Origin of the sequence: Pseudoalteromonas sp. '520P1 No. 423' (assembly GCF_001269985.1) — a bacterium.
Taxonomy (GTDB): Bacteria; Pseudomonadota; Gammaproteobacteria; order Enterobacterales; family Alteromonadaceae; genus Pseudoalteromonas.
The window spans coordinates 112,345-126,361 of record NZ_BBZB01000002.1 but is presented as its reverse complement, the minus strand read 5'-3'; the positions used below and the strand labels follow the sequence as shown (position 1 = coordinate 126,361).

At 32.5% G+C, this 14,017-nt stretch carries 15 protein-coding genes and 1 pseudogene; 3 read left to right on the top strand and 13 right to left on the bottom strand.

Annotated features, from left to right (window positions below):
- Positions 1-174 precede the first annotated feature (174 nt).
- Positions 175-1,617 (top strand): coniferyl aldehyde dehydrogenase, encoded by a 1,443-nt coding sequence (locus PSA_RS19185; protein ID WP_042145634.1) that lies wholly within the window; start codon positions 175-177, stop codon positions 1,615-1,617.
- On the opposite strand, the gene PSA_RS19180 is transcribed toward PSA_RS19185, so the two are convergent.
- From PSA_RS19180 to PSA_RS19160, 6 genes and pseudogenes are all read right to left on the bottom strand, one after another.
- Positions 1,614-2,333, bottom strand: a complete 720-nt coding sequence (locus PSA_RS19180) for a tetratricopeptide repeat protein (RefSeq protein ID WP_042145631.1) — start codon at positions 2,331-2,333, stop codon at positions 1,614-1,616. The two genes, PSA_RS19185 and PSA_RS19180, sit on opposite strands and share 4 nt — an antisense overlap.
- 164 nt (positions 2,334-2,497) lie before the next feature.
- The gene (locus PSA_RS19175) at positions 2,498-4,177 is read right to left on the bottom strand and encodes a bifunctional diguanylate cyclase/phosphodiesterase (protein ID WP_231665422.1); all 1,680 of its coding nucleotides are present in this window, start codon (positions 4,175-4,177) and stop codon (positions 2,498-2,500) included.
- Positions 4,178-4,738: 561 nt separating this feature from the next.
- A pseudogene (locus PSA_RS26520) lies at positions 4,739-4,942 on the bottom strand (methyl-accepting chemotaxis protein); the annotation flags it as partial.
- A 238-nt stretch (positions 4,943-5,180) separates the two neighbouring features.
- Positions 5,181-5,615 carry a cache domain-containing protein gene (locus PSA_RS19165; RefSeq protein WP_127924120.1) on the bottom strand — a complete coding sequence of 145 codons (435 nt, stop codon included), beginning with the start codon at positions 5,613-5,615 and terminating at the stop codon, positions 5,181-5,183.
- Positions 5,615-5,746 (bottom strand): hypothetical protein, encoded by a 132-nt coding sequence (locus PSA_RS26920; RefSeq protein WP_269432846.1) that lies wholly within the window; start codon positions 5,744-5,746, stop codon positions 5,615-5,617. The genes PSA_RS19165 and PSA_RS26920 overlap by 1 nt, the downstream gene beginning before the upstream one ends.
- Positions 5,747-5,981: 235 nt before the next feature.
- The gene (locus tag PSA_RS19160; protein WP_059365011.1) at positions 5,982-7,751 is read right to left on the bottom strand and encodes an MFS transporter; all 1,770 of its coding nucleotides are present in this window, start codon (positions 7,749-7,751) and stop codon (positions 5,982-5,984) included.
- A gap of 326 nt (positions 7,752-8,077) precedes the next feature.
- Between PSA_RS19160 and PSA_RS19155 the strand changes: the two genes are divergently transcribed.
- Both PSA_RS19155 and cdd read left to right on the top strand, forming a co-directional pair.
- Positions 8,078-8,353, top strand: a complete 276-nt coding sequence (locus tag PSA_RS19155) for a hypothetical protein (protein ID WP_059365010.1) — start codon at positions 8,078-8,080, stop codon at positions 8,351-8,353.
- 92 nt (positions 8,354-8,445) lie between these two features.
- Positions 8,446-9,339, top strand: a complete 894-nt coding sequence (cdd, locus tag PSA_RS19150; RefSeq protein WP_042145621.1) for a cytidine deaminase — start codon at positions 8,446-8,448, stop codon at positions 9,337-9,339.
- Positions 9,340-9,396: 57 nt separating this feature from the next.
- On the opposite strand, the gene udp is transcribed toward cdd, so the two are convergent.
- From udp to PSA_RS19120, 7 genes are all read right to left on the bottom strand, one after another.
- The gene (gene udp / locus PSA_RS19145; RefSeq protein WP_042145620.1) at positions 9,397-10,161 is read right to left on the bottom strand and encodes a uridine phosphorylase; all 765 of its coding nucleotides are present in this window, start codon (positions 10,159-10,161) and stop codon (positions 9,397-9,399) included.
- A 160-nt stretch (positions 10,162-10,321) separates the two neighbouring features.
- A complete protein-coding gene (locus tag PSA_RS19140; protein WP_042145617.1) occupies positions 10,322-10,516 on the bottom strand; it encodes a bacterioferritin-associated ferredoxin in 195 nt (64 codons plus the stop codon).
- 131 nt (positions 10,517-10,647) lie between these two features.
- Positions 10,648-10,836: an EAL domain-containing protein gene (locus tag PSA_RS19135; protein ID WP_042145615.1), complete on the bottom strand. Its 189-nt coding sequence runs from the start codon at positions 10,834-10,836 to the stop codon at positions 10,648-10,650.
- 222 nt (positions 10,837-11,058) lie between these two features.
- Positions 11,059-11,202, bottom strand: coding sequence for a hypothetical protein (locus PSA_RS27310; RefSeq protein WP_371257870.1), 144 nt, complete (start codon positions 11,200-11,202; stop codon positions 11,059-11,061).
- On the bottom strand, positions 11,198-11,500 hold the full coding sequence (locus PSA_RS19130) for a GGDEF domain-containing protein (protein WP_042145612.1): 303 nt from the start codon (positions 11,498-11,500) through the stop codon (positions 11,198-11,200). Before PSA_RS19130 ends, PSA_RS27310 begins: the two co-directional genes overlap by 5 nt.
- On the bottom strand, positions 11,478-11,912 hold the full coding sequence (locus tag PSA_RS19125) for a hypothetical protein (protein ID WP_042145610.1): 435 nt from the start codon (positions 11,910-11,912) through the stop codon (positions 11,478-11,480). The genes PSA_RS19130 and PSA_RS19125 overlap by 23 nt, the downstream gene beginning before the upstream one ends.
- 236 nt (positions 11,913-12,148) lie before the next feature.
- A complete protein-coding gene (locus tag PSA_RS19120; protein WP_042145607.1) occupies positions 12,149-13,780 on the bottom strand; it encodes a S41 family peptidase in 1,632 nt (543 codons plus the stop codon).
- Positions 13,781-14,017: the final 237 nt, after the last annotated feature.

Sequence of the window (14,017 nt, the reverse complement as noted above, 5' to 3'; positions counted from 1 at the left end):
TGTGTTCGATAAACAGTATATGACGATTGATCAAGGGTACCTAAATTAGAAATTCCGGGACAAGGGCAACAAATTAAACTATATTTACACTATCTGTTCGATTGAATTCATTGACTAATACTAGAGAGCTTGGTAAATTTTTAATATTAGACTATTTATTCTATTGGAATTTTAATGAGCTTACATGACGATGTAACTACCCCGAAAAACAGCAATTGTGAGCAAAGCCAACATTTAATTAATAGTTACAATAAACTGAAAAATGATTTTGATAAACAGCCGTATTCAGACAAAAACCATAGGGTTAAACGACTCAAAATATTAAAAACAGAACTACTTAAATTTAAGCCTGCACTTATAAATGCACTTGAAACTGATTATGGTCATCGAAGTGATTTTGATTCTGTTTTAGCTGATATATTACCAACCATTCAACACATAAAATATTCAATTAAGAACTTATCAAAATGGATGAAACCTTCTAGAAGAAGTAGTGGGTTACTTTTGGCTCCATCAACTATAAAAGTACAATATCAACCATTAGGCGTTGTTGGTATAATTGTGCCTTGGAACTTTCCAATATTTTTAAGCTTAGGCCCTATCGCGACAGCATTAGCTGCAGGTAATAAAATTATGGTGAAACTCAGTGAGTTTACACCGAATACCAACCAAGTAATTCTAAATCTACTAAAGCCACTTTCTGACGAAATCACAGTTATTGAAGGTGAAAGTGAAGTTGCCCAAAAATTCTCTTCTCTAAAGTTCGACCATTTATTATTTACAGGTTCAACAGAGGTAGGGAAACATGTCATGCGAGCTGCCGCAGAAAATTTAACGCCCGTTACTTTAGAATTAGGCGGTAAGTCTCCAGTCATTATTGATGATGAAATTAATATAAAAACAGCTGTTTCACGTTTGTTAATCGGCAAAACATTAAATGCAGGACAAATCTGTGTTGCACCCGATTATGTTTTATTACCAAAAGAAAAAATTGAAGAGTTTAAAAAGCATTTTATTCAAGAGTTTAATAAAGCTTACCCACAAGGTTTAGAAGATAAAAACTATAGTTCCATCATTAATGTTAAACAGTTTTTACGATTAAACGCTTATTTAGAAGATGCAAAGGACAAAGGCGCAAATATTACGCCAGTAACAAATCAATCAATAGATTTAACTAAACACAGATTATTACCCCAACTAGTTACTAATGTATCTGAAGATATGTTGTTAATGAAAGATGAGATCTTTGGTCCGATTTTACCATTAATAGGTTACAATAATTTGGATGAAGCAATCGATATCATTAACAAAAAAGAGCGACCTTTAGCCTTATATATCATGAGTTTTAATAATAAAACACAGAAAAAAGTACTTAAACAAACTCATAGCGGCGGTGTGTGTATTAATGATACTTTGATGCATGTTTCAGCTGATGACGCGCCTTTTGGCGGTATAGGGCCTTCTGGTATGGGACAGTATCATGGGAAAGAGGGGTTTTTAACTTTTTCTAAAGCTAAAACAGTACTCACAAGTTACCGATTTAGCCCTAGAAGCTCGCTTCTTAATCACTATAAAAAGCTAATGCATGCAGCGCTTGAAAAACTATTTATAAATTAAATACGTCTTTCTCCAAAATATTTACCACCTTTGATTTTATAATACATGCTATCTGCTTTTTCTTTTGCTAATTCAATTTGGCTAGGAGAAAGCTTTTTTTCATCTAACATTCGACTTTTACTTGCTTGGTCATTACCATTATATTCAGCGATAGTATTCCAGATGTAAGACATTTCAATGCTTTTATCTACACCTAATCCCTCATAATACATCAGAGCTAAGTTAAATTGCGCTAAGGTATAGTTTTGCGCTGCTGATTTAATATACCACTTTACCGCAGTATGATAGTTTTGTCTGGTACCTTCACCATTTGTATACATAACACCTAAATTATATTGTGCAGCAGCCATGCCTTTTTCAGCAGCAATCGTAAATAAATCTAATGACTTTGTTGTATTAGACTTAACACCGTTACCATATTTATAAATAACAGCTAAGGCAAAGGTCGCATCTGTAAAATCTTTTTTAGAAGCGCTCTCATACAGTTCGATTGCTTTTTGCTGATCTTTTGGCACACCTAAACCACGAGAATATAATTCTGCTAGATGATACATACCAGAAGGATAGTCAAGATCAACTAAATATTGAAACTCATGAATAGCAGTTTCGAAATCTCCATTATTTGCAGCATTTATGCCCTTTTGTAAATCAGCAAATACAGGGACAGATAATAAAGCGGTAGATAAAATAACGTACTTCAATTGTCTAAATATCATATTGTTAGCCACATAAATTTAAGTTGATTCATTAATTCTAGCTTGCATAAATCATCATATCCAGTTTTTTCTATGATAATACCAATTCAGATAATTAAATGACCTGTTAATTAACGAAAATGGTAGCAAACAGTGTTAATTAAATTTTATTGCCATAATTGTACTTATTTAATAACAAGATTATTCACAGTAGTATTAAGCTTCTGAGGTAGCCAAACATTGGTGCCAGTCATAGCAACATGGTTTAGATTATTCTTTAACACTTTTGTACCAACGTTTCTTGATGTTTCAGGCCTACTTATTAAATATCCTTGCGCACATTGAATTCCTAATTTACGTACTAGTTCAAATTGCTCGGTCTCTTCAACACCTTCGGCAACTAATTTTAAATTCAGCTTTTTACCCAATTCACTAATTGACTCTAGTATTTTGTTATATTTAGTTTTTTCATTAGCTTGATCTATAAATAACTTATCAATTTTAATTATATCAACGGGTAAATCAGCTAACGTACTTAAAGAACTAAAACCGGTGCCAAAATCATCAATCGCAATTTGAACACCTTCTTTTCTTAATAAGTCTAGCTGCTCAATGGTGTCACTTGTTGCTTCTATAAAGCAAGATTCAGTGATCTCTAACAGTAAAGCATGTGATGGTAGACCTGTTTTGTCTAAAATATCCATCACCCAAGGATGTAGTTCTCTGTGTTTTAGTTGCACGCCAGATATGTTTACCGATATCTTTACTTTTTTCATACCCGCGTTAAACCAAGCAGCCATCTGCCTACAAGCCTCATGAATAATCCAATCACCTAAAGGCAAAATCAAATTAGAATCCTCAGCAATAGGGATAAATTCACTCGGTGTAATTTCACCTTCAACAGGATGATTCCAACGTATTAGAGACTCAAAATACAAAATGCTGCAATCTTGGACATTTACGATTGGTTGAAATGAAAGTTTAAAATTTTGGTTTGCAAGCGCAAGCCTCATTTCTTCTAATAAATAATGATAGCGTCGCATTTTATTTCCCATTTCAGGGGAATAGATTCTAAAGATGCCTCTGCCATCGGTTTTTGCACGATACATGGCCACATCAGCCATCTGTAATAGGGCATGTGCATGAACACCACTATCAGGATAAACTGCAATGCCAATACTCGCTCCAATCTTTATAACCTTGTTACCAAGTACAAAATCACGCTCAATTTCCTGAATAATATTCTGTGCAACTTCTACTGCTTTTTCTGGATCTGCGACATCTTCAATGAAAACAGAAAATTCATCACCTCCTAAACGAGATAAGTTTTGTTCTAGTAAAGTGACTGAATCTAAAGAGCTTAAAGATTGATTTCTAACGGTTGTTTTAAGTCTTTCTGCAACTTGAATTAATATTTCGTCGCCAAAACTGTGCCCAAACGAATCGTTCACTTGTTTAAAGCCATCTAAATCAATAAAAAGCAGGCTTTTTTTAGTTTTCAGTTTTTCAGCTATTTCTAATTGCTCGCTTAAATGCTGCAAATAAGCATGCCTATCAGATAATCCAGTCAATTTATCTTGAAATATATTGATTGAAGATTCATGTTGAAATTTATTTGCTTTATCTAAAATAAGATCTAACGAGGTATTTAATTTTGAAAATGTATCATGATTTGATTTCTCTAATATTGGAATATCAAAAACTTTATGAATTGAGTTTAACTTATTATTAATACCTTCGATTAAAATAAAGTTTTTTCTCTTATTTTTTATATTTAAATAAAAAGGTATTAAAAAGGCACTAAGGAATAAAACTAACAATGGAAAATTAGTTAATAGAATCACTTTATTGAACATAGCACGCATGGGTACAGCATGATAATTTTTGTGATCTTTTTTTACGACAAAATAAATTTTTTTGTCTTGTATAAATACCGTGTTATGCAAAAATAACGCTGACAGAAACGAATTCTTTGATTGTTCAGTCTCTGAAATTGAAATTTTTTCGACACTCGACGGAAATAAATCTTGATGTAAAGCTGACATTCCCTGTGTAAAAGATAAAACAAGAACGATATATGCTAAGAGGGCACTAAAGAAAAGGACAAAAACTGATTTTAAAAACCAATGTCTATGATTTTTCAACTTAAAGTCCTTTTATTTACATTAATTTCAACCACTACGACATAACTTCCTAAAAACAGCATATAAAACACAACATATTGATTTATTATTATTACAAAATACATTCAAATTATAGTGTATGAAAACAATGGAAACAATTTTAATTTTATTTAACAATTCATTTAAACTTTAAATCTTTTAACTAAATTGAAAAGGTTTGAACTCGAGGCTGCTAATTGGTTTTGGCACAGCGCTATTTCACAAGAGCGATTCATTTGCTCTGACACTTCGGATTGCAATTTTTGCTCTTGTTTGTAACTTTTCAATAATCTCATGTATTTGATTCTTAGACTCTTGGCTTCTTCCTGCTAATTGACGAACTTCATCAGCAACTACCGCAAAACCTCTGCCATTTTCACCCGCTCTTGCTGCTTCAATCGCTGCATTTAAAGCAAGTAGATTCGTTTGCTCTGCGACCGACTTAATAACATCAAGTACTGCTGTTATATCATTAGTTTGCTCATTTGATTTATCAATTTCCAATGCCGTATGAGTAAACTGTTGCGCTAAGTCTATTAAGTCTTGATTACTTTTTAGGATCATAGCCTGTCCTTAATCACTGAGTGCATTTGCTTGATTAACAGAATCTTCAGTATCATGCGCTTGTATATCGATTTTAGTTGGAGATTGCATTAATTCATCAATTGATTTAACTACAGTATCCATATAATTTAATATGCTTTGATTACTGACATTTTAGATAAATCAGCGACATGACTAACAGCTTATCTAACTCATTGGTATAGCAGATAATTTGTGAAATTATTAACTGCAAGTGTGAGATAATATTATTAACTGCCGTTGCTACTTTTTCAGCAATGGGTTGATTCAATCGAAAATTATTTAGCTTTGAAAAGTGAATGGTGCGCCCTAAAGAATCAAATAAAAATGCTTGCCCTTGATTTTGAAACTTTAATTCTTCAACCATATTTGAAATAGTTGTTACTAAAATATCAGCACCACCAACACCTATAAACTCATTTTTATGAAAAACAAGAACGTTAATTGCTTTATAAAGATTTAAAGGCAGGGTATAGTTGAACTTCTGAAATACTCGTTTCATGTGTTTGTTTGATCTCTTCCCACCATGAACGACCGTAAACACTATAGTTATCATCACTATAAATGCCTTTGATTTGCTAAATATTGGCTTAATGCAACTGTGATAATAGCTAAAACAATCGTAATACTAATTGATATCGTAAGAATCATCTTTTTACTGGTTGATGAATAGTTTTTGTAATGTTTCATTATAATTCTTATCACTGAATTTTTGGGTATAATGCATACAATTTACTCGTGTGAATCTCGTTAAAATTATTCAACGCATAAAGTTCAATCTAATGGAACATTCAAAGGGAGGGATATTACCAATTCCGATAATTAATAAGTCAATCATCGGGAATTCAGAGTGTTTTAGGCAAGGTACTGGTATCTTGTTTCAAAAAGTTGCTCTTAATATTAAAGAGCAACTGTAAATTTTAAGTTAATTTTGCTTTTGAGATTCTAACTTATGAGCAAAAAACTTATCATATGCAAATAAGGCTAACGCTGATAATACGCCTATTGCGGCAAACATAAACCAGAATAATTCTGGTTTATTAAGGGTTTTAGCAAAATATTCATAGCCAACACCCGATAAAAGTCCTCCGGCTAAAAAACCAAAAGCAGACGCTAAATACAAATATCCTTGATACATTGCAGATTTTTCTTTAGGCATTACCATCGCGATATATTCCATACTTTTTGGTGATACTAACATTTCACCAATTGAAAATAGTAATACAGCAGCGACCACCGCAGTACCAGCAATAAGCAATGATGGCGCAATCGCTAACATCAAATAGCTTAAAGATAACAATAATGTTCCGCCAACTAAGACATGGAATATTTTAAATTTTGATGACATTTTACTAAAGAACAGTTGTAAAATGACGATTGAACCAAAGTTAATTGATGCTATAAGTTCAGGTTTCACTTGCTGATATTTATTAATCCATTGATTGGCTATTACGGCTGTTTTACTCATATCTAGCATACCTTTGTCTAAACTTAATAGCTTTGATATCTCATCAAAAGGCACCATAACACTATAATTAGTTAGCTTAAAATATGATTGTTGGATCACTTCAAGGCTTATATTTCCTCCATGTGTCAGATTAAGCTGCTGCAGAAACTGAACTAATTTTTCAGAATTAGCACCTGACATAAAATTTGATACGTTTGGGTTAAGTGAGTTAAAAAATGTGATCAGATCCCCTGTATTTATATAATCCCTAATAAATATATTCAAGGAGACAAATATTTGCAGATATACAGCCCAAAAACCAGCCAAAATAAGTAAGTACAATATAAAAGGTACATTGCCAAGTTTTATTTTTTCACCATACCAAGTTCTATTATCATCTTGTGCGACCTTATCCCAAATGAAATTAATGACTAGCCATGATGCACAGAAAATTGAAATCAACTTCCAGGATAAAAGACCTGTTCCGGGGATCAACAACATCACCATAATTGGGACAACCATTAATGCGAGCCTACCATTACCAAGCACATCTTGTACTTCAACTAAAGTTTCTTTTATAGACTTATTATTCTTTGATGACTCAACACTTTTTGTTGGGTCCCTAAAGAAAAATATGGCAGGAATAAAGTTGATAGCAATCGAAACAGCAGCCATTGTAAACGCTAATTCCCAGCTGATTTCTCTCAGATAAGCAACTGTAAGAGGCCCTAAAAAACCACCTATATTAACCATAGTATAAAATAAGCCAAAACCTAGGCTACGATTTGCATCTGTTGTTTCACGGCTAACAGTACCAACAATAAGCGGTTTAAATATCGCGGCACCAACAGCGAGAACCATATAAGTTATAAAAAATGCACCATAGGAATCAACTTGGCCTAACATATAATAAGAAGGTGTCATCAAAGCAAAGGATATTAATAACATTTTTCTATAACCGTACCTATCTCCTAATGCGCCAGTCAATACAGGTAAAAGATAAATAAAGCTCATAACAACAGCAGATAAAGTTCCTCTTTGCTGATCAGTTGCACCTAATCCACCAAGCTCTAATGGCGCAGTCATATAAAGAGATAAAACACCAAAAATACCATACCAAGCTAGTCGCTCAAAAATTTCCATTGTATTAGCAACGAAATAATTACTGCTAAAACTAAAAATTGAATTATTTTTACTTATGTCGCGACTATTATTTGAATCCCTTTTTATTGTCTGTTCATCTGACACACATTTCCCCTAATTTACCCACACAGTTAACTATAGATATAGTTTAAATTTTAAATTTGAATACAATATACATAAATTACATCTTTGATGCTAAGTTTATTTTATGTGAATTAAATTGAATATCCCTAAGACTTTGATAATTAAATAACTAGCCTTATAGCATTTCTGTTAATTAACTGCCATTCAGAGGAAACGGTATTAAATATAATATTTAATAAATTCGCTGCGATATTTATTCCTAGCTTTTATTATTTATGATTTAATCTGATTAATTAATGTCAAATCTAATCACTAATCTAAGCTATGATGCTTCTGAGAATTTAGTAATGGTAAAACTTTTCGGCACAGCTAATGTTAAAGATGTCGTCAGCATTTACAAGAAAATAACTGAGTACGCAAAACTCAACGCAACAAATAAATTATTGGTTGATATGATGGAGCTCGAACATGAATATCCAGCAATAGAAGTTATTAATTTAGTTGTACAAATCACATCTATTTTGCAAGGTTTTAAAGTTGCTAGAATCATTGGATTTAAAGGGTTTCACCATGATTTAGTACAGCAAAAAGCTAAAAGCAAAACGCTTAAATGTTTACGCTGAAAACTTTGATTGTAGTAAAAAAGCAAAACATTGGTTGAATACTGCGGCTTAAATTCATAAAATAGTGAACCATTAATTACAACAATAATAATATGATTTTAAGTTCACCAAATCAAAAAATTAACTTTTCAACTTCCCACATATTAGATATTAATTCACTTTTAAAAAACACTAGCGGCATGCTTAATTCGCAATTTATTAGCAAGTTAAAAAGTGAGTTAGATACTTCTTTAGATGATTTATTAACCGCGTTATTACCATTTGCATCAGAGTTTTCTGTTGCGCCCATTTCTAACTTTTATGTTGGAGCTATCGCGGTCGGGTCTTCTGGTAATTTATACTTTGGCGCCAATTTAGAGTTTACTAATCAAGCACTATCTTTAGTACTACACGGAGAACAATCTGCTATTAGTAATGCCTGGCTACATGGTGAAACACATATTACCAAACTTGCAATAAATGCAGCACCTTGTGGCTATTGTAGACAATTTATTAATGAATTGGCATGTGCTCATCATATTGAGATTTTGTTAAATGGTGAAGTGATCGCTTTTGATAAGTTTTTACCTATGTCCTTTGGACCAAAAGATTTAGGTAACGATTTTGGATTATTGACACTTAAGGAAAACCTTAAAAATAGTGAAAAGCCAGACAGTATTTCATCTGAATTATTTCAACAGATCAGTTTAAGTTATGCACCTTATTCAAACAATTTAGCGGCTTGTGAAATACAAACCTTTGATGGTCAGGTATTTTATGGCCGTTATGCAGAAAATGCCGCGTACAGTCCGAGTTTATCCCCACTTCAGGCGGCGATCAGTCAATTAATTTTATCAGGAAATGCTTTTTCTAAAGAGGTCATCAAACAAGTAACACTTGTTGAGATGGAAAATATAGAAAATCAGTTGAGTGTTACTAAAGCGGTACTAGAAAGTTATGACTTTAAAGTACCGTTTAATTATGTATTATTAGGTAATAATACATAAATTCGTTATACCGATTCTAATAAAAAAGTGATTTAATATAAATTAGAATTGGTATTCTTATGCCGGCTGTTTACATAATGTCTTAGCAGCTTCAAGTACCACTGAAACACTTTTTGCTTCAATTAAGCTATGATCAACATCAGGGATTTCTTGGCGAGTTCGATTTACAAGTACACCAGCAACACAGGCTGCTTTTAAACCCAGTGCTGAACACATAGTAAATAATGTAGCTGACTCCATTTCATAATTCATTACGCCAAGCTTTTGCCATTCAACAAAACTGCCTTGGAATGAATTTGTAACATAGCCAGAATAAGTATCGTAGCGTTCTTGTCCAGGATAAAAAGTATCTGATGATGCAGTGATCCCTAAATGATATGGCATCTCTAATGCATCACATGCTTCTACCATAGCTTTTGTTGCAAAAAAATCAGCAACAGCAGGGTAGGTGATTGGTGCAAAGTGCTGACTTGCACCATCAAGGCGAACTGCACCATGGGAGATCAATACATCACCTTCATTAATATGAGGTTGAATAGCACCTGTCGTCCCAATTCTTAAAAATGTGCGTATACCTAATTGAGCTAACTCTTCCACAGCAATCGAAGTGGAAGGACCGCCTATACCTGTTGAACAAACAACAATTGGATGTTCATCTAAATATCCTAAATAAACATGATATTCACGTGTTTGAGCGAGACAAGTAATGTTTTCTAAATGTGAGGCTATACGTTCTGCTCTTGCGGGATCACCAGGTACGATTGCTAGTTTTGCATTATTGATTTGTTCTGAGTGTAAACCTAAATGAAACACTGTTTTCATGAAAAATCCTTAGAAACGGCATAAATGCTAATACTAAAAAATGTTATTATTTATATATAGCAGAGTATTTTAACTTAGGATAAAAGGTTTATTTTATTTAGAAGAGGACTTGTGTCCTGTCAATAAAGGAATTTTGAAATTTATAAGTTAATTGAAGAAATTATGCAACATCAGGCTCAAGGTTTGATATTTGGATTAATTTATTATTCAAAATCTTTTTTGTACATTTGCAACACTTGCCACATTGTTTACCAATATGTAGTTCTGTTGAGAGTTGTTTTAACGTATGTGCACCATTATCTATAGCGGTTTCAATTTTTTTTGTTGTAACACCATTACAAATACAAACATACATACTTAAACAAACTCATTCTCATTTCAATGCGCTAATTTTAATGTAAATGATAACGATTATCAAATTAATTTTTGACATGAAATTGTAATTAAAACTGCATATCATTTGATAAATTTAAATAAAAATATGTGTTAGAACCATTTTTGAGGCTTATGTATATGATAACCCTGTACATAATAAACACCAATTTCATTTAGTTTTTTTAAAATAAGTGCATCTTCTACAAATTCCGCCACTGTTTTTTTACCCATAATTTTTGCTGTTCTTTGGATGTTCTCAACAAATACGGAATTAACTTCATTTATATGTATGTATGTCACGTATAAATATGCCATCTATTTTAATAATATTAATGGGTAATTTTTACAAATAGCTAAAAGACGAAAAACCACTGCCAAAATCATCTAATTAGAAATGACAACCTAATAAATTTATCTTATTCATAAACTCTAATGCTGACTCTATATGAGTGATAGCTGAAGTTTCTGTTACTTCAAATGATATATTTTTAGCATTGATTTTATAAAGTAACATCTTTTCTTTTATATAATCATATAAAAGGGATCTGTTAGCGTTAAGCCAGATAAATTAATACTATACTGAAATTGCTTGTCATCAGTGAGTTTATGTTCTAGTTCTGAAATTGCTAAAAAAGTCCTATCGATAACCCATCTATCTAACTTAATAATTAAACCGTACTTTTCTGCTGCAGGTATAAACAGTGCTGGTGATATTAGGTTCTAATAAAAAATCTAAAAGAGAATGTGATATAAAATTTAAAAACTTATCTCCAAACGCATATCCAAAATTATTATTAATTACCTGAAACTTATCTAAATCTATATGAAATACAACTCCAGTAATTGTTATCGACTTTTGATGTTTTTCATCTATGACTTTATTCAAACATTGAATAAAGTATTGGCGGTTATTTAAACCAGTTAAATGGTCGTAATTATTACTATATACCAACTGTGTTTTCATTTCTGATTGTTTGGTGATCTAAGTTATCAGTTACTTCGCCCCCCATGCTCCAAAATTTACTTTCACATAATTTATTAAGTAATACTGCAATAAAAGTTTGTTCCTGTATTTCAATGTCGTGTTTAGAAACCATCATTTTAGCTATCATTCCAGCATGAAAAGACTGCGTCATTAAATTAATTAAACGATTGTAAACAATTGGGGTTAAATTTTTATTTTTTAATAAGCTACTGAGTAATTTAGATGTTAATGCATGATCATGTAACACTGCTTGACCTAATTTAGCTAAAGATGCTGTATCGTCCTTTGCTACGTTTTCAAGCTCTCTTACTGTAGATGCTAATGCAGGCATTTCTTGTTTTGAAATCTTATCTATCCAAGGCTGGGCTTTGTCAGAAAAGCTTGTATCCAATTGGAGTATCTCCATAGCCTGATAAGTATTAATAAAATATAGCAAAAATTTCTATTCTGTCAGTATTAAAGCAATATAAAGCCGTAGGGCTTTAGATTTTCTTCATATTAATTAAATTTAGCTGTTTAGATGTGATGAGTGACGAGCTTTTTAAGAGGATACGGTTAATATTTTTGATTTTAAAAAGTTGAAGGGCTAATATTTAAACCCTTCAACTTTATCATTTTATAAATGTATTATTTAATTTCTCTACGGTGAAGGATTTTATTTTCCAAAATAATAGATTTTAAAATTTGGTTAGGGACTTTTATCGCTAAACCATCATTCAAAGAAGCACTTTGCAATACGTCGTTGGCCTTCGATGCTCTAGATAAAGCAACGACCGGACAAGATTCAGTTTTCATATATTCAAGTGCGGCACTGAACATGCCCTCTGTTGGATCGCCTAGTGCCTTAGAATAATCATCAGCAACATTACAACCTTTAACTTCTGATGAAAATTGAGGAAACTCTTTTGGCACAAAACCATCAGAATATTCGCCAAAACCTTTTTCATTTACACCTTTAAATTGAATAGTGAAATAAGTATCGCCACAGTTATCTTGCGGATAGAAACCATAAGGTTTTCCACATGTTTTATTGCCTATTTGAATAACATCAATATCTATACCACGTAAGCCATTCATAAAGGCTTCACTGGCAGAACAAGTAGAGCCTGTAGTTAAAACAAATATACGTTGTAAAGCTACGCTTGGTAAATCCTCAGATGTAAATTGATACGATACGTAATCAATTTTTTTATTATAAAAAGGCGTTGGCGAAAGCGAACTTCCGGTTACAGGGTTAGTACTAGGATACTTATCATTAAAGATCGTATTTTCAAATGTTCGGTTACTAGTAGCATTATCTCCGGCAACCATATAAGCAAGTTGAGAAGCCATTGCCAATAATCCGCCACCGTTATAACGTAAATCAACAACAAGCTCTGAAACATTTTCATCTGAAAATTGCTTAACTGCTGCAATTAAACCTTCTTGTGCTAAACCAATATGAGAATTAAATTGTAAATAGCCGACTTTGCCGATTTCAGTCTCAATTATTTTTGTATTTTGTACTGGGGATGAAACAACATCTGCTGAAACAAATCTCTTAGTGATGATTGTGCCATCAGGTTCGAGTAATTTAAAATCATGAGATTCACCTACTTCAGCTGGAAACAAACCTGCGTTGATAACATCCACATTGTCACCATTTACAAAATCCACACCATCAACTTCCAAAATCTGTGTACCACGCTTTAAATCAGCTAACGCTGCTGGAGAGTCTGGTTCAGTGTATCTTACAGTTAAATTCCTAGGTGGGATCCGAGCATTAAATTGCCAACTTATGCCATAACCCGATGTAACACCAGATTGCGTTTGTTTTTTATAGTCAGCTGTGTTTTGGGAGCCATGAAAGTTATCTTTTTTTGCACCTGAATCTGTTGTTTGAGTGGTTTTAAGTTGTTTAAAATAATCTGCTACATTAAAGTTATTTGGATCATTATCTTCAATTTCGCTGTACCATAGGTAAGTGTTATCACTATAAGATCTTAACCACATTTTTTCATGTAGTGCACTGCCAGCTTTGTCAGGGTAAGGTGCATTGTTATTATAAGGATCACTACCGGTTCTTGGGGTTTCACAATAATCTTTAAATTTAGAGTCTGCTTCAAAAGTACCCGCAACCCAAGAAGGAGTATCACCAGTACCTGTGCCAGGATCAGTAACTAAATTTGTGCCACTATTTGATGAACCACCACAAGCCGTTAATGTTAATGCGCTTAAAGCTAAGAAAATTTTAGTTTTATCCGATTTATGAAATACCATAAATTCCTTCTTAATTGTTGCCAGTTTTAAATAAAACATTTGAAATATTTAAGCAAATTACCAAACCTCATATAAAGTTACAAGTAAGTTACAATTATTATCTATAGTCATTATGTATATATTATAGGTTCACAGTTTTATGCAGCTAATCTGCATATATAACACTCTCAAAAATTAATGAGAAAAACCCTAAGTTGACAGGGGTATAGATACAATATATTAGTTTAAATAAGCCGT

Bases quoted from the DNA above. Each gene is read 5' to 3' on its own strand.
- PSA_RS19155 (WP_059365010.1), top strand. From the start codon at position 8,078: ATGGTAAAACTTTTCGGCACAGCTAATGTTAAAGATGTCGTCAGCATT.
- PSA_RS19140 (WP_042145617.1), bottom strand. From the start codon at position 10,516: ATGTATGTTTGTATTTGTAATGGTGTTACAACAAAAAAAATTGAAACC.
- cdd (WP_042145621.1), top strand. From the start codon at position 8,446: ATGATTTTAAGTTCACCAAATCAAAAAATTAACTTTTCAACTTCCCAC.
- PSA_RS19185 (WP_042145634.1), top strand. From the start codon at position 175: ATGAGCTTACATGACGATGTAACTACCCCGAAAAACAGCAATTGTGAG.
- PSA_RS26920 (WP_269432846.1), bottom strand. From the start codon at position 5,746: ATGAAACATTACAAAAACTATTCATCAACCAGTAAAAAGATGATTCTT.
- PSA_RS19180 (WP_042145631.1), bottom strand. From the start codon at position 2,333: ATGATATTTAGACAATTGAAGTACGTTATTTTATCTACCGCTTTATTA.
- PSA_RS19120 (WP_042145607.1), bottom strand. From the start codon at position 13,780: ATGGTATTTCATAAATCGGATAAAACTAAAATTTTCTTAGCTTTAAGC.
- PSA_RS19175 (WP_231665422.1), bottom strand. From the start codon at position 4,177: ATGCGTGCTATGTTCAATAAAGTGATTCTATTAACTAATTTTCCATTG.
- udp (WP_042145620.1), bottom strand. From the start codon at position 10,161: ATGAAAACAGTGTTTCATTTAGGTTTACACTCAGAACAAATCAATAAT.
- PSA_RS19130 (WP_042145612.1), bottom strand. From the start codon at position 11,500: ATGAAAACACAGTTGGTATATAGTAATAATTACGACCATTTAACTGGT.